This window comes from Pseudomonas sp. LBUM1640, from assembly GCF_059716225.1.
Genome location: NZ_CP166816.1, coordinates 3,702,870 through 3,724,682 on the forward strand (window position 1 = coordinate 3,702,870; position 21,813 = coordinate 3,724,682).

At 60.4% G+C, this 21,813-nt stretch carries 16 protein-coding genes and 2 pseudogenes; 10 read left to right on the plus strand and 8 right to left on the minus strand.

The window, feature by feature from the left end:
* Positions 1–65: 65 nt before the first annotated feature.
* Positions 66–683, minus strand: a complete 618-nt coding sequence (locus ACA065_RS16505; protein ID WP_497690601.1) for an LbetaH domain-containing protein — start codon at positions 681–683, stop codon at positions 66–68.
* Positions 684–795: 112 nt separating this feature from the next.
* Here ACA065_RS16505 and ACA065_RS16510 point away from each other — a divergent pair.
* Both ACA065_RS16510 and ACA065_RS16515 read left to right on the plus strand, forming a co-directional pair.
* Positions 796–1,760, plus strand: a pseudogene (locus tag ACA065_RS16510) (threo-3-hydroxy-L-aspartate ammonia-lyase).
* Positions 1,757–2,137 carry a RidA family protein gene (locus ACA065_RS16515; RefSeq protein ID WP_497690602.1) on the plus strand — a complete coding sequence of 127 codons (381 nt, stop codon included), beginning with the start codon at positions 1,757–1,759 and terminating at the stop codon, positions 2,135–2,137. The pseudogene ACA065_RS16510 and the gene ACA065_RS16515 overlap by 4 nt, the downstream one beginning before the upstream one ends.
* On the opposite strand, the gene ACA065_RS16520 is transcribed toward ACA065_RS16515, so the two are convergent.
* On the minus strand, positions 2,125–2,751 hold the full coding sequence (locus ACA065_RS16520) for a helix-turn-helix transcriptional regulator (RefSeq protein WP_497690603.1): 627 nt from the start codon (positions 2,749–2,751) through the stop codon (positions 2,125–2,127). The genes ACA065_RS16515 and ACA065_RS16520 overlap by 13 nt on opposite strands.
* A 70-nt stretch (positions 2,752–2,821) precedes the next feature.
* Between ACA065_RS16520 and ACA065_RS16525 the strand changes: the two genes are divergently transcribed.
* Complete coding sequence (locus ACA065_RS16525; RefSeq protein WP_497690604.1) at positions 2,822–3,925, plus strand: DSD1 family PLP-dependent enzyme; 1,104 nt, start codon at positions 2,822–2,824, stop codon at positions 3,923–3,925.
* A gap of 1,349 nt (positions 3,926–5,274) precedes the next feature.
* Positions 5,275–5,475 (plus strand): annotated as a pseudogene (locus ACA065_RS16530) (sodium:solute symporter family protein); the annotation flags it as partial.
* 133 nt (positions 5,476–5,608) lie between these two features.
* Here ACA065_RS16530 and ACA065_RS16535 read toward each other — a convergent pair.
* The 5 genes from ACA065_RS16535 to ACA065_RS16555 form a co-directional block, all read right to left on the minus strand.
* Entirely contained in the window at positions 5,609–7,219 is a 1,611-nt protein-coding gene (locus tag ACA065_RS16535) for a GMC family oxidoreductase (RefSeq protein WP_497690605.1), read from the minus strand.
* Between the two features lie 27 nt (positions 7,220–7,246).
* The gene (locus ACA065_RS16540) at positions 7,247–8,464 is read right to left on the minus strand and encodes a mandelate racemase/muconate lactonizing enzyme family protein (RefSeq protein WP_497690606.1); all 1,218 of its coding nucleotides are present in this window, start codon (positions 8,462–8,464) and stop codon (positions 7,247–7,249) included.
* 1 nt (position 8,465) lies between these two features.
* A complete protein-coding gene (locus tag ACA065_RS16545; RefSeq protein ID WP_497690607.1) occupies positions 8,466–9,776 on the minus strand; it encodes an MFS transporter in 1,311 nt (436 codons plus the stop codon).
* A 77-nt stretch (positions 9,777–9,853) separates the two neighbouring features.
* Positions 9,854–11,278 (minus strand): aldehyde dehydrogenase, encoded by a 1,425-nt coding sequence (gene aldA, locus ACA065_RS16550; RefSeq protein ID WP_497690608.1) that lies wholly within the window; start codon positions 11,276–11,278, stop codon positions 9,854–9,856.
* Positions 11,279–12,365: 1,087 nt separating this feature from the next.
* Positions 12,366–13,295, minus strand: coding sequence for a LysR substrate-binding domain-containing protein (locus ACA065_RS16555; protein WP_497690609.1), 930 nt, complete (start codon positions 13,293–13,295; stop codon positions 12,366–12,368).
* Between the two features lie 286 nt (positions 13,296–13,581).
* On the opposite strand from ACA065_RS16555, the gene ACA065_RS16560 reads away from it, so the two are divergent.
* Positions 13,582–14,814 (plus strand): MFS transporter, encoded by a 1,233-nt coding sequence (locus ACA065_RS16560; protein WP_497690610.1) that lies wholly within the window; start codon positions 13,582–13,584, stop codon positions 14,812–14,814.
* On the opposite strand, the gene ACA065_RS16565 is transcribed toward ACA065_RS16560, so the two are convergent.
* Positions 14,752–15,666 carry a LysR family transcriptional regulator gene (locus ACA065_RS16565; RefSeq protein WP_497690611.1) on the minus strand — a complete coding sequence of 305 codons (915 nt, stop codon included), beginning with the start codon at positions 15,664–15,666 and terminating at the stop codon, positions 14,752–14,754. The genes ACA065_RS16560 and ACA065_RS16565 overlap by 63 nt on opposite strands.
* A gap of 105 nt (positions 15,667–15,771) precedes the next feature.
* Here ACA065_RS16565 and ACA065_RS16570 point away from each other — a divergent pair, with 105 nt between their 5' ends.
* The 5 genes from ACA065_RS16570 (at position 15,772) to ACA065_RS16590 (ending at position 21,812) form a co-directional block, all read left to right on the plus strand.
* The gene (locus ACA065_RS16570) at positions 15,772–16,653 is read left to right on the plus strand and encodes a HalD/BesD family halogenase (protein ID WP_497690612.1); all 882 of its coding nucleotides are present in this window, start codon (positions 15,772–15,774) and stop codon (positions 16,651–16,653) included.
* A gap of 49 nt (positions 16,654–16,702) precedes the next feature.
* The gene (locus tag ACA065_RS16575; protein ID WP_497690613.1) at positions 16,703–17,926 is read left to right on the plus strand and encodes a M24 family metallopeptidase; all 1,224 of its coding nucleotides are present in this window, start codon (positions 16,703–16,705) and stop codon (positions 17,924–17,926) included.
* Positions 17,927–18,325: 399 nt separating this feature from the next.
* Complete coding sequence (locus ACA065_RS16580) at positions 18,326–19,960, plus strand: ABC transporter substrate-binding protein (protein ID WP_497690614.1); 1,635 nt, start codon at positions 18,326–18,328, stop codon at positions 19,958–19,960.
* 65 nt (positions 19,961–20,025) lie between these two features.
* Positions 20,026–20,979, plus strand: coding sequence for an ABC transporter permease (locus tag ACA065_RS16585; RefSeq protein WP_497690615.1), 954 nt, complete (start codon positions 20,026–20,028; stop codon positions 20,977–20,979).
* Positions 20,976–21,812: an ABC transporter permease gene (locus ACA065_RS16590; protein ID WP_497690616.1), complete on the plus strand. Its 837-nt coding sequence runs from the start codon at positions 20,976–20,978 to the stop codon at positions 21,810–21,812. The genes ACA065_RS16585 and ACA065_RS16590 overlap by 4 nt, the downstream gene beginning before the upstream one ends.
* Position 21,813 lies beyond the last annotated feature (1 nt).

Below are 21,813 nucleotides of genomic sequence, written 5' to 3' on the forward strand. Positions count from 1 at the left end.
GTCTCAAATGAGATTCATTCTATTTAATATCTCGCCGCGACACCATGCTCTTTTCAACATTGCGTTTATACAGACGCCTCTGCGTCGAACACTTGCCCACGCCCGATGACGCTGGCCGGCACCAGCACCGCCCCCGGCGCCAATACCGCATTGGCGCCGATCCGGCATTGATCGCCCAGCAGCGCGCCAAATTTTTCGCAACCGGTGCGCTGCAACTGCCCGTCGACCCGCACCCACACGTCTTTGTCTGCCCGCTCGTTACGGTAGTTGGCGACGATGCTGCCCGCTTCCAGGTTGATCCCGTGGCCGAGCACCGAGTCGCCGACGAAGTTGAAGTGCGCCAACTTGCTGCCACCGAACACAAACGAGGTTTTCAGCTCGGCACCGGGGCCGATGATGCACCGTGCGTCCAACCAGCAGCCCCCGCGCAGGAGCGAGCCGCTGGCGATAAAACACTCGGCGCCGATGATCAGTGGCCCCTTGAGCAAGGCGCCGGGTTCGATGGTGGCGGTGCGGTGCACGGCGACCTCATCGTGGATGGCGTACTCGTCAGCCGGCAGCTCAGCCAGCATGTGGCGAACGATAGCGGGCGCCTGGCTCACCAGCGCCCAGGGCGTCAAGTCGGCCCAAGGTGCCAAAGGGGATTGGGCAAAGTCGGCAATGTAGTCGGCAAGTCGGATCAACGTCGAACCCTCCAGCGTTCAGAGAAGTTCGAAACGCTAGCATGAACATCCGGAACTTTACTATTTGTCTTTATATGGATATTTTATCTACAAATGCACACGAGGTCCGCTCATGCAATTGCCTACCTATCAAGACGTCATCGCCGCCGCCCAACGCCTGGAGGGCGTCGCGCATGCCACACCGGTGCTCACATCACGCACCCTGGACGCCGAAACCGGTGCGCAGGTCTTCATCAAATGTGAAACCTGCAACGTGCCGGCTCGTTCAAGTTCCGCGGTGCGTTCAATGCCCTGTCGCAGTTTGACGCGCAGCAGCGTAAGGCCGGTGTGGTGGCGTTCTCCTCCGGCAACCACGCGCAAGGCATTGCGCTGGCGGCGCGTTTGCTGAGCATGCCGGCGACGATTGTGATGCCCACCGACGCGCCAGCCGCCAAGGTCGCCGCGACGCGGGAATATGGTGCCAGCGTGGTGCTGTATGACCGTTTCACTGAAGACCGCGAACAGATCGGCCGTCGCCTTGCCAACGAGCAAGGGATGACGCTGATCCCGCCCTACGACCACCCGCACATCCTCGCCGGCCAAGGCACTGCCGCCAAGGAGTTGCTGGAATTCACCGGCCCCCTGGACGCCTTGTTCGTCGGCCTCGGCGGCGGTGGCATGCTCTCGGGCACTGCGTTGTCGACCCGCGCGCTGGCGCCGGATTGCCAGCTGTTCGGCGTCGAACCCGAAGCCGGGAACGACGGCCAGCGCTCATTCCGCACCGGCAGCATTGTGCACATCGACACCCCAAAAACGATTGCCGACGGCGCGCAGACTCAGCACCTGGGCAACTACACCTTCCCGATCATCCGTGATCAGGTGAGCGACATCCTCACTGTTACCGACGCGCAATTGGTGGACAGCATGCGTTTCTTCATGCAGCGCATGAAGCTGGTCGTCGAGCCCACCGGCTGCCTGGGCCTGGCGGCATTGCGCCAACTGGGCGAGCGGTTCAGGGGCCAACGCGTGGGGCTTATCGTCACTGGCGGCAACGTCGATATCGAGCGCTACGCCGCCCTGCTCAGCGAGGCGCCATGAACCTCATCCACACCCCAACGGCCGCGATACCTGCCGGCCATTATTCGCAAGCCGTCGGCCACGGCGACACGCTGTACATTTCCGGGCAATTGCCGGTCAGCCCGGACGGGCGGCATAACCTTGAGGCGTCGTTTGCCGAACAGGCGCAGGTGGCGCTGGCCAATCTGTTGGCCATCTTGAACGCTGCGGGCGGCTCGCCCCAGGACTTGCTGAAAGTCACGGTCTACGTGGTCGGGGTGCAGCACTGGCCAGCATTCGACCGCGTCTACGCCGCCGCACTGGGCGAGCACCGCCCTGCCCGCGCGGTGGTGCCGGTGCCCGAGTTGCATCACGGTTATTGCGTGGAGATTGAAGCCGTGGCGCGCTACTTGGCGTAGGTGTAGACCGCCGCGCGTGACACGCCCAGGTGCGAGGCCACAGTTTCCATGGCCCGGCGAATGTCCATGCAGCCCGAGTCTTTGAGCTCTTGCATCAGCACTCGCCGATCGGCCGTCTTGAGTGCGCGCGGGGTGGTCGCCAAGCGTGCGGCGAACTGGTCGATACGCGCGCGAATCACATCGGCACCCGAGGGGTCGAGGGACTCATTGGGTTTGTCGCCACTGACCGAACCAAACTGTTCCAGCATGCCCTGCAAGCCACGGAACAACGAGAGATCAACGTTCATGCACAAAGCGGCGACGTACTTGCCATGCGTGTCCTTGATGCCTATCGACGTGCTCTTGACCTGGCGGCCATCGGCGAACTGGTTCTGGTAGTTGGCGATGACCTGCGGGTAATCCGGGTCGGCAATGCGCGCCAGCCCAAGCTCGGTTGCGGGGTCGCCCGGTTGGCGGCCGGAAAGGTTGTTATGGATCGCCAGGATCGCGTGCTGCGGGTCGCGCAAATCGTGCAGGACCACTTCGCAGAACGGGCTGAAGGTTTTGCTCAAGCCTTCGGCAATCTGCTCGAGTTGGCTGATCAGGGTGGTTTCTTCGGGAGAGGTCTTTTTCATGCAAGACAACATATCCAGTCCTGGACAGGGCGTCAATTTTGCCGCTGTCCCTCATTGTGGAGTTTCAACCATGGACACCCCTGCCGCATTGATTGATACGCTGAAAATGCAGCGCAATATCCAACGCATGCAACAACGCGCCGACAGCCTGGGCGTGCTGTTGCGCCCGCATGTCAAAACCCACAAGTGCGCCGAAGTGGTGGCCGCGCAGATCGCCGCCGGGGCGCGCGGCATCACCGTGTCAACGCTCAAAGAAGCCGAGTACTTTTTCGAGCTGGGCATCCACGACATTCTTTACGCGGTGGCCATGGCCCCGCACAAACTGCCCCAGGCCCTGGCGTTGCGGCGCCGAGGGTGCGCGCTGACGCTGATCACCGACAGCCGCGCCGGTGCCCAGGCGATTGTCGATTTCGGCCGACAGCACGGCGAGACCTTTGCCGTGATGATCGAGATCGATTGCGACGGCCATCGCTCTGGGGTCAAGCCGCAAGCGCCCTTACTGCTGGACATCGCGCGGCTGCTTGGCGACAGCCTCGTCGGCGTACTGACCCACGCCGGGGAAAGCTACGGCCTGGATACACCCGAGGCCTTGCAAACCATCGCGGAACAGGAACGCGCACACTGTGTTGACGCCGCCGAGCGCATCCGCGCGGCGGGCCTGCCGTGTGCACAGGTCAGCGTCGGTTCCACGCCGACCGCCTTATCGGCGCTGAACCTGGACGGTGTCACCGAACTGCGCGCGGGCGTGTATGCGTTTTTCGACTTGGTGATGCACAACATTGGCGTGTGTCGTACCGATGAACTGGCCTTGAGCGTGCTGACCACGGTGATCGGCCACCAACCGGAGAAAGGCTGGATCATCACCGATGCCGGCTGGATGGCCATGAGTCGGGATCGCGGCACCCAGTCGCAGAAACGCGATTTCGGTTATGGCCAGGTGTGTGATGAGCGCGGTGAACTGATCGACGGGTTGTTGCTGAGCAGTGCCAATCAAGAGCATGGTGTGGTGCGGTTCGAGAACAACGGTGTGGATGTGGTCACGCAATTTCCGCTCGGCACTCGTTTGCGCATTTTGCCTAATCACGCGTGTGCCACGGGTGCGCAGTTCGGCAGTTACAGCGCGGTGCTGGAGAGCGGTGACGTGCAGGTGTGGGAGCGTTTGCGTGGCTGGTGACACCAACCTGTAGGCGCCTGGCTTGTCGGCGCAGGGTTACGGGGCCGCTGGGGGCATATCCGTTATTTCGGTGATGGCGGATATGGGTTCCGCTCTTACAGCGGGTCACTTTTGAAAAGAGCCCAAAAGTAACCAAAAGGCTCTTGCCCCACCACTCGGCACCTCGCCTCCGGCTCGGTGTGCCCTCTCTCCGGCATTACTCCGCGGGCCGCCGCGACGGGCCGTCCCTGCCCCGTCGCGGCTAAACCGGCGTCCTGCCGGTTTACCCGCTCCGTAATACCTGCGTTCGGCCAGCGTGGTTTAACGGGGCGCCTAAGATCAAAATCAAGATCAAGATCTACAGCACGGCGGCCTAGTAGCCGACCTGAGTGGTTAGATCAAAAGCAAAAGCTAGGCGGCCTGACAGCCGACCTGATCTTGGAAGCTGAACTCAGTCAAATTGTGGAGGGGCTTGCTCCCGATGGCGGTGTGTCAGTCGGCTTATATATAACTGGCCCACCGCATTCGCGAGCAAGCCCGCTCCCACATTTAGATCTCATTACATTCAAGGTAGATGTGTGTACTCGGTCAAATGTGGGAGCTGGCTTGTCGGACCGCCGAACCGCTGCGAAGGCATCAACTCGGTGTACCTGATGTACAGAGGTGTCTCCCACATGTTGAGCTCAGTACATCAGGTAGATGTGTGTACTCGGTCAAAGGTGGGAGCTGGCTTGCCTGCGATGGCATCAACTTGGTGTACCTGATGTACCGAGGTGTCTGCATCGCAGGCAAGCCAGCTCCCACAGAAAAGCAGCTCTGCTTCTGATCTGTTTTTGCTCTGCTGTTGCCCTGCTTTTGCTTCTACCACTCAGGTCGGCTACTAGGCCGCCGTGCTGTAGATTTTGATCTTGATCTGACAGGCCCCGTTAACCACGATGGCCGAACGCAGGCTTGAATCCGTGGGTAACCCGGCAGGACGCCGGGTTAGCCGCGCTGGGCCAAGGATGGCCCATCGCGGCGGCCCACGGATTCAAGCCGGAGTGAGGGCATGCCGAGCCTTAGCGAGGCACCGAGTGGTGGGGCAAAGACTTTTTGGTTACTTTTGTGTCTTTACAAAAGTGACCCGCTGTAAGAGCGGAACCCTACGAAGCCGTTACCGCAGCAACGGATATGTACCCAGCGGCCCCGTGACAACCACACCACTCAACCCGTAAAAAAAGATGTGTAGATACCTATGCTCATCGCCCTCAAACCGGCCCTTACAAATAAATACCTACTGAGTATCAAACCATACTCACTCGATATTAGACGCAAACAAAACCAAGGGAGGAAACTGACGCCAATTATAAAAATACCTAAAGAGTATAAAGATTCAGCCCCATTCCTCCTGGATCGTTCTGTCCATCACCGGCCTGTACATGCTCAGCCTTGCGTTGATCAGCTACGGGGTACGTCGGCACTCGCGCAGCGCTACTAACTACACCACCGGGGGTGGGCATTTTCCGGCATTCCTGATCGGCTTTTTGATGCTATCGGAGTTTATTGGCACGGCGGTGAGCATCGGCACCGCAATCGACTTCACATTTGAGAAACCGTTGATTAAAGCGCTCTGGGTTCGCATCTACGCTTCAGCTCAATAGCAAACGGTCACCCCGCGACTGTAAGGAAGTAGGGCACCGCTCATTTATCCAAATAGTGCAGCAATCAAGCATCCTGCAAAATCAAGTCCGCGCCCTTCTCCGCCACCATCAGCACCGCCGCATGGGTGTTGCCCGACGTCACATTCGGGAAGATCGACGCATCGACGATGCGCAGCCCTTCCAGCCCGTGCACCCTCAAGCGCTTGTCCACCACTGACACTTGCGGGTCCGAGCCCATGGCGCAGGAGCCGCACAGGTGGTAGATCGAGCCGCTGTTTTCGCGGAAGTATTGCAGCATTTGCTCATCGGTTTGCACCGCCGCACCGGGCAGTACTTCGGCCACGGTGATGCCTTTGAGCGCCGGTGCCTGCATGATCTTGCGCATCAACCGGCTGCCCTGGATCACTTCATCGATGTCCTTCTGGGTGCTCAGGTAGTTGGGGTCGATCAACGCCGCGTCACGGGGGTTCTTCGAGGCAATACGAATGGTCCCGCGGCTGGTGGGACGGCACGGGTTGAAGCACAACAGGAAGCCGGAATACGGTTCAGGCTTGAGGCTGGCCTTGTTGTTTTTCGGAATCTGATACGACAGCGGGTTGAAGTACAGCTGCAGGTTCGGGTCTTTCTGTGCGTCGTTGCCGCGAAAGAAGCCTCCGGCCTGGTTCACGCTCATGGCCAGCGCGCCCTTGCGGGTCAACAGGTACTTGAGGCCGAGTTTCAGTTGGCCGAACAATGAGCTGAGTTCGTCGTTCAAGGTCGGGATATTGGCCTTGTAGTAATAGCTGGCGCACAGGTGGTCCTGCAGGTTTTCGCCCACGGCCGGCAAGTGTTTGACCAGCGGGATGCTGTGCTCGGCGAGCAAGTGCTGGTCGGCCACACCCGACAGTTGCAGGATCTTCGGCGTGTCCACCGCACCGGCGCAGAGGATCACTTCCTTGCGCGCCGTGAAAGTACGCGCCACACCGTGTTGCGTGACCGCAATGCCGGTAGCACGCTGCTGGTCGTCGAACAGTACGCGGTCGACCAATGCATGCAGTTCCACGGTCAGGTTCGCACGGCCAAGCGCCGGGTGCAGGTGCGCAAAGCTGCTGGAGCAACGTTCGCCATTGCGCGTGTTGACGTCATACAGCCCGGCGCCTTCAAAGTTGGGGCCGTTGAAGTCATCACTGTGGGCGTAACCCAGCTGTTCGCAGCCTTTGAGGAACACGTCGCAAATCGGGTGGGTCTGGCCCTTCATCGGCGTAATGCTGATGGGGCCGCTGCCGCCGTGGTATTCGGTGTCACCCAAGGGGTGGTTTTCCAACTTGCGAAAGTACGGCAACACGTCCTTAAAACCCCAGCCGTCGTTGCCATTGGCGGCCCAGTCATTGAAGTCATGGGCCTGGCCGCGCACGTAGATCATCGCGTTGATCGAGCCCGAGCCGCCCTGCACTTTGCCGCGTGGCGCGTAGATTTCACGGCCAGCCAGCTGCTTTTGCGGCTGGCTGTAGTACATCCAGTTGAAGGTCGGGTTGTAATACATCTTGGCGAAACCGACCGGGATCTTGAACCACCAGGAACTGTCCTTGCCACCGGCTTCCAGCAGCAATACTGAATACTGCCCGGACGCAGAAAGCCTGTTGGCGAGGATGCAACCCGCCGCGCCTGCGCCAGCGATGATGTAGTCGTATGTCATTCACGGTTACCGCGTAAGTCGTTTTTTTTAGCCCTTGGCGGGCGAAGTGTCTTTGACGTCAGCCGGGGTGTCGCCCATTTGCAGGTGCAGGCGCTCGCCGGTATACGGCGTGTGTTTGCGCACCACGTCCATGTTCAGCTCCACGCCCAGCCCCGGCTCGGTGGACGGGATGATGTAGCCGTCCTCCCATTGCAGCGGTTTGGTCAGCACTTCGGCATGGAAGCCGCCCCAGGTCATGATGCTTTCCTGGATCAGGAAGTTCGGCGTGCAGGTCGCCAGCTGGAAACTCGCCGCGGCACCAATCGGCCCGTTGTACAAGTGCGGCGCGATCTGCGCGTAGTAGGCCTCGGCCATGCTCGCGATTTTCTTGGCCTCCAACAGCCCGCCGCAACGCGCCACGTTCATCTGCAGGATCGATGCACCACCGGCTTGCAGCAGCTTGAAAAATTCGTACTTGGTGGTCAGTCGCTCGCCGGTGGCAATCGGGATGCTGGTCTTGGCGGCAACCTGGGCCATCGCCTCTTCCTGGCCCGGCGGCACTGGTTCTTCGAACCACAGCGGGTCGTACTTCTCCAGACGCTTGGCCAGGCGAATCGCCGACGACGGCACCATTTGCCCGTGGGTGCCGAACAGCAGGTCGCACTTGTCGCCCACCGCCTCGCGGATCTTGCGGCAAAAGGTCTCGCAGCGTTCCAGCACTTCCAGCGAAATCTGGTGACCGGAGTACGCCGTATACGGGCCGGCCGGGTCGAATTTCACCGCGGTGAAGCCTTTGTTCATGTTATCGATGGCGCACTCGGCGGCCAGGTCCGGGTCGTCGTAGTCGTACTCACCCTTGCTGTTGACCGGGTACAGGTAGGTGTAGGAACGCAGGCGCTCGTTGACCTTGCCGCCGAGCAACTCGTAGACCGGCTTGTTGGCCGCCTTGCCGATGATGTCCCAGCAGGCCATTTCCAGGCCACTGACCACGCCCATCATGGTCAGGTCCGGGCGCTGGGTGAAACCGCTCGAGTAGGCCTGGCGGAAGAAGCGTTCGATATGGTGCGGATCATGGTTGAGCAGGTAACGCTCAAACACATCCTCGATAATCGGCAGCATGGCCTTGGGGCCGAAGGTGGCGGCGTAGATTTCGCCGACGCCTTCGATGCCGCAGTCGGTCTTGAGTTTGACGAACAGCCAATACATGCCACCGATGTGCGGCGGCGGAACGGCAACAATATGGGTTTCAAGGGCGACGATTTTCATCTCAGGCACCTGTCTGGTTGAATTTTTTACGGTTGATTCGGGCGCGCAAGGCCAGGGCCGCCAGGGTCCCGAGCACGCCGACAAAGGCGATGTAGCCGAAATACAGGTTGTAACCGGCCTTACCTGGGTAGGTATCGGTCAGGTAGCCATTGATCAGCGGGATAAACGTGTCGGGCAGGTAACCCACCACCGAGACAATGCCAATGGCCAGGCCAGTGATGCGCAGCGGGATGTCGCAGCTGTCGAGGATCGCCCAGTACAAGCCGCGAATCGCGTAGGTCATCAGGCCGATAAAGATCACCGTGCCGATCAACAGGCCCAGGCTGTTAAAGCCGGGAAACACGATCAACCCGAGCATGCCCAGCGTCACCAGGACCAGCGCGACGATCAGCACCGAAATATTCGAGAACTTGTCGCCCAGCCAGCCACCACCGATGCCGCCGATGGGGCGCATCCACAGTTTGATGGTGGTGATGGTGCCGGCCATCACGGCGGTCATGCCGCTGCCCTGCAGGTAGTCGGAGAAGCTGTAGGTGGCCCAGAACATGTGATAACCGCAGAACACAATGGCGGTCACCAGCCACAACTCGGGGATTTTTACCAGGGTGGTCAGGTCGGCGATGAGGTTGAATTTGCCCTTCTCTACCGGCGCAGTGTCGGCCATCGACTTGGGGTCCTTGAGCAATACCAGCCCGCAGCCAATGGCGATGCAAATGAACGAGTACAGGTAGACCACATGCTTGAAGCCTTCGGCCGCCGACTGGCTGCGGGTTTCGGTGGCATAGGCGAACAGGCCCAGCGCGGCGGTGGCCAATAACGCTTCCACCAGACCGCGACCGCCATCCAGAATCCCGAAGAAACGGCCCTGTTCGCTGTGATGGGCGATCATCTTCACGCGCTTGAGCACCGAGGCCCAGAACGTCAGGCCGGTGGTCAGGCCCCAGCAACCGAAGATGATCATCAGGCCGGTCATCGACGGCACCGTCGAATACCAAAGGCCCAGCGCGCCGGTGGCGACCAGTGAGAAAAAAATCAAAAAGCGCGGCGGCAAGCGATCCGCCAACCAGCCACTGGGCAAGTAGCTGAGCAAAAAGATCGTGCCGAGCATTGAGTACAGATAACCCAGCTGGCTGTGGTTGATCTGGAACACCTCCAGCATGGTGGTCTGGTAGACCTGGCGCAGGTAGAGGATCGGGTAGATCGCCCCGGCGGCGAGCACCAGCAGCATCAGTTGGAGATAACGACTGGCTTTGTCGCTGTTTGCCGCGGGCACGGCGGTTGGAACCTGGGCAATGGGGGCAGGCTTGGACATCGTGTGAACCTCGGGCACCCAATGCGCAGGTGCCCTGATAATTGTTTTTATTGAAGGTGCAGCAGGTTATTCGTGAATCAGTACTTCATGACCACCAGGCGGGTCTGGGTGAACTCAAGCATCCCGTGCTTACCATCATCACCGCCCAGCCCTGAGCGTTTCCAGCCGGCGTGGAAGCCCTGATACGGGTCTGCCGGCGTGCGGTTGACGTACAACTCACCGGCTTCGATGGCATTCGCCACTTTCATCGCCGTGCGGTAATTTTCGGTGTAGAGCACCGACGACAGGCCGAACTGATGATCGTTGGCCATCGCCAGGGCTTCGTCGATATCGCGGTACTTGAGCACCGGCAGCACTGGGCCGAAGATTTCTTCCTGGATGATCTCCATGTCCTGGCGGCAACCGCTGAGCAAGGTCGGCGGGTAGAAATGGCCCGGACCAACCGGCAGCACACCTCCTGCTTCCAGTACAGCACCGGCAGCGACGGCGCGCTCGACCATGGCGTGGATATTCTTCTGGGCGCTGGCGTTGACCAGCGGACCCATCAGGCTTTCATCTGTGGCGCGGTCGCCGAACTTCACCGTGCTGATCTTGGTTTTCAGCAATGTGAGGAATTGGTCGTAGACGCGCTCGTGCACATACACGCGCTCTACCGCTGTACACAGCTGCCCGCAGTGGGTGGTTTTGGACGCGACGATCGCTTCGGCGGCCTTTTCCAGATCGGCATCGGCCTCGATGATCGCCGGGGTTTTGCCGCCCAGCTCCAGGGACGGCTTGGCGATATTGGTTTTGCAGTAATCGAGCACGATACGCCCGGCGTTGACGCTGCCGGTAAGAGTAATCAGGCCGACGGCTTTATGGGTGCAGACGCTGGCGGCGGTGGCGTGGTCCATGGTCAGGATATTGATCACACCGGCCGGAACCCCCGCTGTGACCACAGCTTTGGCGATTTCAAACGCTGACAACGGCGTGTTGTTGCTCGGGCGCACCACCACGGTGTTGCCGGCAATCAACGCCGGGGCGATCTTGCGCAGCAGGGTGTAGACCGGGTAGTTGAACGGGATCAGGCAGGCCACCACGCCAATCGGCTCGCGTTGCAGGAACAGGTTTTCATCCGGGGTATCGCTGGGGATGATCTCGCCTTCGATGCGGCGTGCCCATTCGGCGTGGTAGCGGGTGATTTGTGCGGCGTAGCGGGCTTCGTTGCTGGCGTCGCGCAGGCTTTTGCCGGATTCGCTGGCCAAGGCTGTGCCAATGGCTTCGGCGTGGGTGTCCAGGGCATCGGCAAACGCGCGCAGGTATTCGGCGCGCTGGATGCTGGTGAGTTTGCCCCAGGTTTTCTGGGCGCTGGCGGCGGCGTCGACGGCGGCGGTGGCTTCGTCAGAGGTGGCAGCGCTGACATGGCCGACCAGGGTTTCGGTGGCAGGGTTGTAGACGGCGATCAGGGCATCGCTGGCGGGTTCGACGAACTGACCGTTGTAGAAATTGCGCTCGAATTGCATGTGGTTTGCCCAACGTTGTTGTTTTGCGAGTGACATGCAGTTTTGTATTTGCTTGGGGGGTGTGCAAACGACTTATTGGGTGGGGTAACTTGAGGAAAATGCAGGTTACTGGGGGATTGGGTGCATATCCGTTATTTGGGTGATGGCCTCCATTGGTTCCGCTCTTACAGCGGGTCACTTTTGAAAAGAGCCCAAAAGTAACCAAAAGGCTCTTGCCCCACCACTCGGCACCTCGCCTCCGGCTCGGTGTGCCCTCACGCAGGCTTTGGAGCGGGGGCCGCCGCGATGGGCCATCCTTGGCCCAGCGCGGCTAAACCGGCGTCCTGCCGGTTTACCCCCGCTCCAAAGCCTGCGTGAGGCCAGCGTGGTTGACGGGGCGCCTAAGATCAAAATCAAGATCAAGATCTACAGCACGGCGGCCTAGTAGCCGACCTGAGTGGTTAGATCAAAAGCGAAAGCGAGGCGGCCTTACAGTCGACCTGTTCTTGGAAGCTGAACTGGGTTAAATGTGGGAGGGGCTTACTCCCGATGGCGGTGTGTTAGTCAGCTTATTTATAACTGGCCCACCGCATTCGCGAGCAAGCCCGCTCCCACATTTGGAGCTCAGTACATCAGGTAGATGTGTGTACTCGGTCAAAGGTGGGAGGGGCGGTGCGACGGTTCGACTTGCTCCCGATGGCGGTGTGTCAGCCAGCTCATTTATAACTGACCCACCGCATTCGCGAGCAAGCCCGCTCCCACATTTTGAGCTCAGTACATCAGGTAGATGTGTGTACTCGGTCAAAGGTGGGAGCTGGCTTGCCTGCGAAGGCATCGACTGTGTCTTACTGATGTACCGAGGTGTCTGCATCGCAGGCAAGCCAGCTCCCACAGAAAAGCAGCTCTGCTTCTGCCCTGTTTTTGCCCTGCTTTTGCTTCAACCACTCAGGTCGGCTACTAGGCCGCCGTGCTGTAGATTTTGATCTTGATCTGACAGGCCCCGTTAACCACGATGGCCGAACGCAGGCTTGAATCCGTGGGTAACAGAGCGAAACCCTAAGCCACCGTTACCTAAATAACGGATATGTACCCAACCAAAAAACCCCACTCACCCCGCCGCCGTAGAAGGCTCCAACTGCCGCTGAGCCAACCAGATCTCCTCCTGCAACCACCGCCCAAACACCTGCAACTGCGGCATATCCGTCTGCTCCGGCCGGGTCACCAACCAATACGACTGATGCCCCTCCACATGCACATTCAGAACCTGCGTCAACTGCCCCGAGGCCAACTCAGCCGCGACCATATGCCAGTCCGCAATCGTGATCCCCAACCCATCCGTCGCCGCCCGAATCGCCAAATCCAGCAGGTCAAACTCATACCCACCTTGAGTATCCACCCCATGAATCCTCGCCGCATCCAGCCAATGCTTCCACGTCAGGTATCGCTGATCCTCACTGGCCAACACATGCAGCAAGGTCATGCGGTTCAAATCCACCCCATCACTGCACTCACGGGCATACAGCGACGGCGCACACACTGCGATGTGCCGCTCCTGAACCAGTAACGAGCTGTCCAGCCCATCCCACTCACCATTACCAAACCGAATAGCGCAATCGAGCGTGCTGGTCTGCGCCAGGCTGTCTTGCAAACACGTGGTAATGCTCAACTCCAGCTCCGGATGCGCCTCACGCAAACGCCCCAACCGTGGCATCAACCAGCGGCTGGTAAAGGTCGGAGGCGCATTGATATGCAGCCGATTGGAGTGGGTTTTCTGTTGGATACTGCGCACCGTCAGCTCAATCTTGTCGAACGACTGGTGCAACGCCCGCAACAACACGCGCCCGGCGCTGGTGAGTTCAAGGTGGTGATGGCGCCGCTCCAAGAGGTTTTCACCCAGTTGTTCTTCCAACTGCCGTACCTGGCGACTGACCGCACTTTGGGTCACGTTCAACAGCTGCGCAGCCCGGGTAAAGCTGCCGGTGCTGCCGGCCACTTCGAAGGCTTTGAGGGCATTGAGACCGGGCATTTTGCGTTTCATGGAAGGCACTCGACAGCAGCATTCAAGGAAGATTGAACAGCGAAACTCTGCACACAACATACCTTTTTGTATTGCGTCAGGGGTAGCACCCTGTGCACCGCCAAGAAACTCGGCTTAAAACGGCGCTGTCGTTTTTGGACTAATCACGTCGCTGACGAACACAGAGCACGCGTATAACGCATGCACACTAAGACAATTAAGCATTGGTCGCTGACTCACCACAAAAGTTAGTCTGCCTTGTAACTAACCCATGCCACTTCACGATTAAATAAACCGGGGTCGCGCCATGTCGAACACACCTGTTTCATCGCGGCGAAGTATCGGGCTGCTGGCACTCGTCTTTACCGCCTGCAACGCAACGACCCATGGTTTCAGTGTTTTTCTGTATTCCGCCTTATTACCGCAGATTCGTCACGCATTTGAACTGAGCTACAGCCAGGCTGCGCTGATTGCCGCGCTGTTGCAGCTGTTCTATATGGGCGCCTCGATTGCCAGCGGGATCGCCGCAGCGTGGGTGAGCCCGCGCAATATGGTGCGCCTGACCATCGTGCTGAGCCCCGCGCTGCTGGCACTGGCTGTCGCTACCCCGTGGGTGCTGCCGTTTGCCCTGTGCCTGGCGCTGGTGTCGGCGTGTGCGGTGTCGAACTGGAATGCAATTGCGGCACTCGCACGCGAGGTCATCCCGGCCAGCCACCGCAGCCGCGTACTGGGCTTGGCGTCCTCGGGCGCGGCGTTTGCGATCTGCTTGAATGGGTTATTGATCGCCGTGTTGCAGGGCCTGTCTTTACGGCAATTCTGGTTGATCTGTGCCGGGTTAACGCTAATCGTCACCCTGCTGACCCTCTGGGCCTTGGCCTCGCACACCGAGCAAGCACCCCACGCCCCCAAAACGCCTGTATTCAGCCAAGTGCTGAGGCAATGGCTGCGCTTGTGCCTGGAACAGCCGGTGGCGTTGCACATTGTGTTGCTCAGCGGGTTTATCGGCGCGATCAGTGGGCCGTTTCTCAACTTTCTGTCGGCCTTTGTCAGCGACCGCCTGCACGCCGGCGCAGCAGTGACCGGTTCGATGTGGACATTAATCGGCATCGCCGGCGCGATTGGCGGGTTGCTGCTGGGCACACTGGCAGATCGCTGGGGCGCGCTGCGGGTGCTGGCGCTGAGCATCGCTGCGTTCGGCCTGGCCATGCTTGGCCTGCTGGCGCACCCCAGCCTGCTACTGAGCTGGTGGGCCGCCGGGTTATTCGCGTTGTTCTATTTTCCGTCATGGGGCTTGATGGCGGCTTACCTCAGCGCGCGCCTCAACCCGGTGCACAGCCTGCAAGTGGTGAGCCTGAGCATGGTCAGCTATGGCCTGGCCAGTGCTATGGCCAATGGGCTCTGCGGCTGGCTGTTGCAAGCCAGCGGCGAATTTGCCGTGGTGCATGCCTGGATTGCCGGCGGGGTGCTCGCCTGCCTGTTATTGCTCAAATGCATGGCTCGGCGTGCGACTGACACGGCGCTGCCTGTCCAGATAACCTGAGCGCCCCAACTGACGCTGCAAAATCTCCACCAGCGCCTCCACCTCCGGCACCTGGCAACCGGCTGAACGCCAGAACATCAGGCGGGCTGGCGCAATCGGTGGAAAGCCTTGGCGCTCATCCAGAATCTGCCAGCCGGCCGGCACCAAGCGTCGCGCCATCACTCCAACCGACAAGCCCTGCTCAATCGCAATTGCGATCCCGCGTGGGCTCTGGCTGGTGTAGACCACCTGCCATGAACGCCCGGCCTCGGCCAACGCCTGCACGGCATTGGCACGGAACGCGCAGCCCTCGGCGTACACCGCCAACGGCACCGACTGGCGCCCCACGCAACTCCAACTCGGCGCTGCCACCCACACCAGCGGCTCGTCGCACAAGTATTCCCCAGCTTGCAGGCCGGCATGTTCAACGCCCAACACCAGGTCCAGCTCACCGCGATGCAAACGACCAACCAGCGCGGTCGACATCTCACAGCAGATGTCCGGGCGCACCTGGGCAAATTGCGCCTGGAAGTCCTTGAGCATCCCGCCCAGGCAATACTCGGCGTAGTCCTCCGGCATGCCCAGGTGGATGCACACCTGCTCATTGGGCAACTGCGCAGCGCTCACCGCCTCGTGGTGCAATTTGAGGATTTGCCGGGCGTAGATCAGAAAGGTCTCCCCGCCCGCGGTCAGGCCGACGGAGCGACTGGTGCGGCGTATAAGCGGCGTACCGACAATCTCTTCAAGCCGCTGCAAGCTCTGGCTGACGGTGGACTGGGTTTTATGCAGGCGCTCGGCGGCGGCCGAAAACCCCTGGCACTCGATAATCGCCACAAATACTTTAAGTAAGCTGCCATCCAGTTCGCCTGACATCACTATCGCCCCTGCCGATGGATTCGATCACAACTTGTAATTTCCACTTCAAAGCGGTTTACGCAACTATCGATTCAACACAACAGCCTACTTCAGGAGCCGTGTATGAGTCTTAAACTTGCCGATGCCGAAACCGGTGATATCAGCGACATCATTAATACCGAGCTGTACCCCATACATGATTCGGGCCATGTTCAATTACAGGCATTAATTGAACATGCGCGGGCCGAACTGGCCGAGGACGGTTGCTGCCTGCTGAAGAACTTCCTGCGCCCCGAAGTGCTGGAGCAGGCGCGCCTGGAAGGCCAGGCACTGTCGGGCAAGACCTTTTATTCGGTGCGCAAGGTAAACGCCTATTTCACCGAAGACGACGCCAGCCTGCCCCAGGATGACCCGCGCCGCACATTCATGGAGCGCACCAGCGGCTTTGTGACCCGCGACATGATCGCCCCCGATGCAATCATCCACCGCCTGTACGTCTCGCCAATGATGAAGCGCTTCATCGGTGCCTGCCTCGACGAACCGGAGATTTTCGAATACGCCGACCCGTTCGCCGGCCTGGTGATCAACGTGATGCCCGAAGGCACCGAACAGCCTTGGCACTTCGACACCAACGAATTCATCGTCAGCATGATGACCCAGAAGCCTGAGGCCGGCGGGCTGTTCGAATACGCACCGATGATCCGCTCGCGCAGCCAGGAAAACCTCGGCGCCGTCGGCAAAGTGGTACGCGGCGAAGACCGCTCGCGGGTGCAGGAGCTGGAGCTCAACCCTGGCGACCTGCAGATCTTCAAGGGCCGCTTCTCGGTGCACCGGGTCACCCGCGTGGAAGGCGTCACCGAACGCAATACGGCGATCTTCGCCTACTCGGAAAAGCCCGGAATCATCGGCCGCGCCCAACGCACCAAACAGCTTTACGGACGCTTGTCCGAAGCCCACCTGCAAGCCGAACGCAACCTGGTGCGCAGCGATCAGTTGCTCGACTGATTCACCCCTAAAAAACTTAAAACCGTATTTGCCCTGCGAGGAACACCCCATGAGTCTGTCCGGCCCGAACCGCAACCCCGCCGACTGCGAACCCACCTATGAGGAGATCCAGCAAATCCAACTGGACCGCCTGCAACGGGTGCGCAATGAACTGAAAAAACGCGACTACGCCGCCTGTGTGCTGTTCGACCCGACCCACATGCGCTACGCCACCGGCTCACGCAACATGCAGGTGTACTCGGCGCGCAACCCGGCGCGTTATGCCTTCATCCCGGCGGAAGGCCCGGTGGTGATCTTTGAGTTCGGCGGCTGCCTGCACCTGGCCGAAACCCTCAATACCGTGGACGAAGTTCGCCCCGCCAAAGCCATCTCTTACTACTTCTGTGAAAGCTTTCTCGGCAACGTCACCGCCGACTGGGCCGGCGAGATCGATGAGTTGGTGCGCAAGTGCGGTGGCGGCAAACGCATCGCCATCGAGAGCGCCACCTCGGCTGCCGCCTTTGAACTGCAAAAGCTTGGCTACCAAGTGTTCGATGCCCAGGAACCGCTGGAGCGGGCGCGCTGCATCAAGGTGCCCAACGAACTGAAGATGATCCGCGCCAGCCTGCGCGCCACCGAGGCGGGTGTGCGCCTGATGGAAAGTAAACTCGTGCCTGGCATCACCGAAAACCAACTGTGGTCGCACCTGCACCAGCATGTGATCGCTACCGACGGCGACTACGTTGAGACACGCTTGCTGTCCTCGGGGCCGCGCACCAACCCGTGGTTCCAGGAATGCAGCACACGCCCAATCGAAGCCGGCGACCTGGTGGCACTGGACACCGATGTGGTCGGGCGCTTCGGCTACTACGCCGACTTCTCGCGCACCTTCCTCTGTGGCGACCAGGCCGCCACCGCCAAGCAGCAAGCGCTGTACAAACTCGCCTACGAGCAAGTGCAAACCAATGTGGAAATGCTCCAGGCCGGGCGCAGCTTCAAGGAATACGCCGAGATGGCCTGGAAGATTCCCGAGCATTACAAAAACAACCGCTACTTCGCCCTGGTGCACGGGGTTGGCATGACCGGTGAATACCCTTACGTGGTGCACCGCGAAGACATTGACGCGCTGGGCTACGACGGCGTGTTCGAGGCCGGCATGACCATCTGCGTGGAAAGCTACATCGGCCACGACGACGGCGGCGAAGGCGTGAAGCTTGAAGAGCAGATCTACATCCACGAACACGGCATCGAGTTGCTCTCCGATTACCCGTTCGACGCGCGCCTGCTGCGGTAATGATCGTTCCCACGCTCTGCGTGGGAACGTATCCCGTGACGCTCTGCGTCACCCTCGCAAAGTCAGGACGCAGAGCGTCCGGTGCGGCGTTCCCACGCAGAGCGTGGGAACGATCAACGGCAGGCAGCCCTGGGAACGGATCTGTAACATGCATTTATAGAAGGTTACTGCGCAGAATTTGTCGTTTGTCGATCTTTGCGCAAATGACAAAACTGCGGGCATCTCTAATAAAAACAACATGAGAGCTGCCCTATGTCCCGTCCCATTGCCCGCCTCCTGACTTCGTTGCGCCTTGTTCTTCTGCCGGCTTCACAGCGGTCCGTGCTGCGCCGTTGCGGCGCTTGCCACTGACCCTTGCGGTTCAACAAAAACGCATATTCGCAAGTACCGGAGAGGCTTATGAAAGAGTTGACTACCCTGGACGGCGCCGTGGCGCATCCAGCCATCAGTGACCTGTGTGCCCAAGCCCAAAGCGGCGAGATCAACCGCCGCCAATTTTTGCGCACCGCCGCGCTGCTAGGCGTCACCGTTGCCAGCGCCAGCACCTTCCTCGGCTCGGCGCTGCTGGGCAGTGACGCCCAGGCCGCCGATGGCACACCCGCCCGCCAAGGTGGCAGCCTGCGCTTTGCCTGCGCGATCCAGGAAATCCAGGACCCCATGCTGATCACCTGGATCGAAGCCTCGAACCTGCTGCGCAATTCGCTGGAGTACCTGACCTGGGTTGACGCCGACAACATCACCCACCCTTATCTTGCCGAAAGCTGGAGCCCGTCCGACGACCTCACCACCTGGACCTTCAACCTGCGCCAGGATGTGAAGTGGAGCAATGGCGACAGCTTCAATGTCGACGATGTGCAGCACAACATCGAACGCTGGATCGCGGCTGACTCCAAGTCGGTCAACCGCACCGCGTTCCAGGACATCAAGGCCTTCGAGAAAGTCAGCGACTACCAGTTCCGCCTGCAGCTCAAGCGGCCGATGCTGGCGATCCCGGAAATGCTCAACGCCTTCACCTGCGCCATCGTGCACCGCAGCTTCAAGGCCGGTGACGACTGGGCGAAAAACCCGCTGGCGACCGGGCCGTTCAAGCTGGTTTCGTTCGCGGTGAACAAGCAGGCGACGTTTGCCAAGCGCGCCGATTACTGGGGCAAACCTGCCCACCTCGACGAACTGCGCTACATTGACATGGGCACCGACGTGTCCACCCACCTCGCCGCCCTGCAGGCTGGGCAAGTCGACGTGCTGTACCGCGTGACCGTGGCTGAACTCGACCTGGCCAAACGCTTGCCCGGCGCGCAGTTGCTCACCTGCAAATCCGCGCAAACCGTGGTGATGCGCATGGCTTGCGATCAAAAGCCGTTCACCGACCTGCGCATCCGCAAGGCCGTGGTGCTGTGCGCCGATAACGCGCAGATGCTGAAGATCGCCTATCGCGGCATGGGCACCCTGGGCGAAGACCACCATGTGGCGCCCTCCCATCCCGAATACTTCCCGCTGCCCAAGCGCAACCGCGATGTGGCGGCGGCGAAAAAACTGCTGGCCGACGCCGGCTTCCCCAACGGCCTGGACATCGATTTGATCGTCGGCAACACCCAGGGCCGCTATGAGCAGGACTGCGCACAGATCCTGCAACAGAACTGCCTGGAAGCCGGGATTCGCATCAACCTCAAAGTGGTGCCAGCCGCGCAGTACTGGCCGATCTGGGACAAAGCCGCGTTCAGCCTCACCTACTGGGCGCATCGCCCGTTGGGCGTGATGTCCCTGGAGCTGGCCTACCGCGGCGGCGGCGCCTGGAACGAAAGCCACTACAGCGACCCGGCCTTCGATGCCGCGCTGGACAAAGCCATGGGCATCATTGACCCCAAACAACGCGCCGTCGCGATGCAAAACGTCGAGCAGATCCTGCAGGACGCGTGCGTAATCGTGCAGCCGTTCTGGGGTGATAAATTCACCGCCGTGAGCAAAAAGGTCCAGGGCTTCCAGGTGCACCCTTCCGACTTCTACCCCATGGGCAACGTGTGGCTCAGCGCTTGAGCTAATACGCGACACCCCTGCCCGATTACGGGCAGGCCTCCCTGGAACAGTCGGAGCATGCACCCATGGCTCATTTTCTATTGCGTAAATTACTCGCGCTGGTGGCAACCCTGCTGTCGGTGTCATTGATCGTGTTCCTGGCCCTGGAGCTGAACATCGAGGACGTCGCCATCAATGTCCTCGGCCCCTACTCTGCCGCCGACCAGCGAGCAGCGTGGCTGCTGGAACATGGCTACAACCAACCCTTTGTGTGGCGCTACCTGCTGTGGCTCAAGGACTTTGTCAGCGGCGACTGGGGCACCTCGGTGTACTTTCGCGAATCCGTCATCAAGCTGTTGCTCCCCAACCTGGCACAAACCTTGACCCTCGCCGGGCTGGCCTTGCTGGTGATGGTGCCTGTGGCATTGACCTTGGGGATTCTGGCCGGCATCCGTCAGGGCTCGGTACTCGACCGGCTGGTGTCGTTCCTGTCGATCGTCACCACCTCGATTCCTGACTTTGCCAGCGCGGTGTTCGTTTCGGCGATCTTTGTGTTCTGGCTCAATTGGCTGCCCGGCGTGAGTAGCATGAGCGACGGCTTCAGCCCCGTGGAACTGGTGCTGCCGTTGATGGTGCTGTGCCTGTTTGGCATTGGCTACCTGGCGCGGATCACCCGGGCGTCGATGGTCGAGGTGATGCAGTCGCCGTACATCCGCACGGCGCGGCTCAAAGGCGCTTCGACTGCGCGCATCGTCGTACGGCATGCCCTGCGCAATGTGCTGATCGCGCCGATCACGGTGATCATGCTGTACATCCCGTGGCTGCTGTCCAACGTGATCGTGGTGGAGGTGTTCTTTGCCTACAAGGGCTTTGGCTCGCTGCTGTACACCGCGTCACTGAACCATGACGTGTACCTGATCGAAGCCTGCGCCATGGTCAGCGCCGTGGTGGTGGGCATCACCAAGATCTTCTCGGACCTGGCCTACACCTGGCTCAACCCACGCATCACCCTGCGCAGCCTCAGTGGAGGTGCCCGATGAACCGCCTGCAAGCCTTCAAACATCCCCTGGCGTTGCTCGGCCTGTTGCTGGTCGGCGGCTGGGTGGTCACCGCGCTGTTTGCACCGTGGCTGGCACCGCATGATCCGCTGGAAAGCTTCACGCCATTGCTGACGCCCATGACCGCCGGCGACAACGGCCAGAGCTTCCTGCTGGGCACCGACATGATCGGCCGCGACATACTCTCGCGGCTGATCTGGGGCACGCGCACCGTGCTGTTCTGGTCGATTCTGGCCACGCTCACCGCGTTCGCCGTGGGCATCGCCATGGGCTTGTGCGCCGGTTATTTCAACGGCTGGGTCGATGCCGTGCTGTCGTATGTGGCCGATACCGTGCTGTCGTTTCCGGTGCTGGTGTTGTACATCGTGATCATCATCGCCCTGGGCGCCTCGGCGCTCAATATCCTGATTGCGGTGACGTTCACCAGCGCACCGGCAATCTTTCGCATCATGCGTGCGCTGACGATCGATATCCGCTCACGAGATTACGTGTTCAGTGCGATCACCCAGGGCGAAGGCTCACTGCGCATCATGCTGGTGGAGATCCTGCCCAACTGCGGCGGCCCGCTGATCGTCGATTTCTGCCTGCGCATCGGCTACACCGCGATCATGATCGGTGCCCTGGGCTTTCTCGGCCTCGGCCTGCCGCCACCCACGCCGGACTGGGGCGGCATGATCAACGACGGCCGCGCCATGGCCATCGCCTTCCCGCACCTGGTGATCTTCCCCTGCATTGCCATCTCCACCCTGATGCTGGGCCTGAGCCTGTTGGCGGACGGCCTGGATGAAAACGCCCAGCACGGCGCGAGGAATTGAG

Coding starts and splice junctions, on each gene's coding strand:
- ACA065_RS16515 (WP_497690602.1), top strand. CDS start 1,757: ATGAACCTCATCCACACCCCAACGGCCGCGATACCTGCCGGCCATTAT.
- ACA065_RS16520 (WP_497690603.1), bottom strand. CDS start 2,751: ATGAAAAAGACCTCTCCCGAAGAAACCACCCTGATCAGCCAACTCGAG.
- ACA065_RS16525 (WP_497690604.1), top strand. CDS start 2,822: ATGGACACCCCTGCCGCATTGATTGATACGCTGAAAATGCAGCGCAAT.
- ACA065_RS16535 (WP_497690605.1), bottom strand. CDS start 7,219: ATGACATACGACTACATCATCGCTGGCGCAGGCGCGGCGGGTTGCATC.
- ACA065_RS16540 (WP_497690606.1), bottom strand. CDS start 8,464: ATGAAAATCGTCGCCCTTGAAACCCATATTGTTGCCGTTCCGCCGCCG.
- ACA065_RS16545 (WP_497690607.1), bottom strand. CDS start 9,776: ATGTCCAAGCCTGCCCCCATTGCCCAGGTTCCAACCGCCGTGCCCGCG.
- aldA (WP_497690608.1), bottom strand. CDS start 11,278: ATGCAATTCGAGCGCAATTTCTACAACGGTCAGTTCGTCGAACCCGCC.
- ACA065_RS16555 (WP_497690609.1), bottom strand. CDS start 13,295: ATGAAACGCAAAATGCCCGGTCTCAATGCCCTCAAAGCCTTCGAAGTG.
- ACA065_RS16560 (WP_497690610.1), top strand. CDS start 13,582: ATGTCGAACACACCTGTTTCATCGCGGCGAAGTATCGGGCTGCTGGCA.
- ACA065_RS16565 (WP_497690611.1), bottom strand. CDS start 15,666: ATGTCAGGCGAACTGGATGGCAGCTTACTTAAAGTATTTGTGGCGATT.
- ACA065_RS16570 (WP_497690612.1), top strand. CDS start 15,772: ATGAGTCTTAAACTTGCCGATGCCGAAACCGGTGATATCAGCGACATC.
- ACA065_RS16575 (WP_497690613.1), top strand. CDS start 16,703: ATGAGTCTGTCCGGCCCGAACCGCAACCCCGCCGACTGCGAACCCACC.
- ACA065_RS16580 (WP_497690614.1), top strand. CDS start 18,326: ATGAAAGAGTTGACTACCCTGGACGGCGCCGTGGCGCATCCAGCCATC.
- ACA065_RS16585 (WP_497690615.1), top strand. CDS start 20,026: ATGGCTCATTTTCTATTGCGTAAATTACTCGCGCTGGTGGCAACCCTG.
- ACA065_RS16590 (WP_497690616.1), top strand. CDS start 20,976: ATGAACCGCCTGCAAGCCTTCAAACATCCCCTGGCGTTGCTCGGCCTG.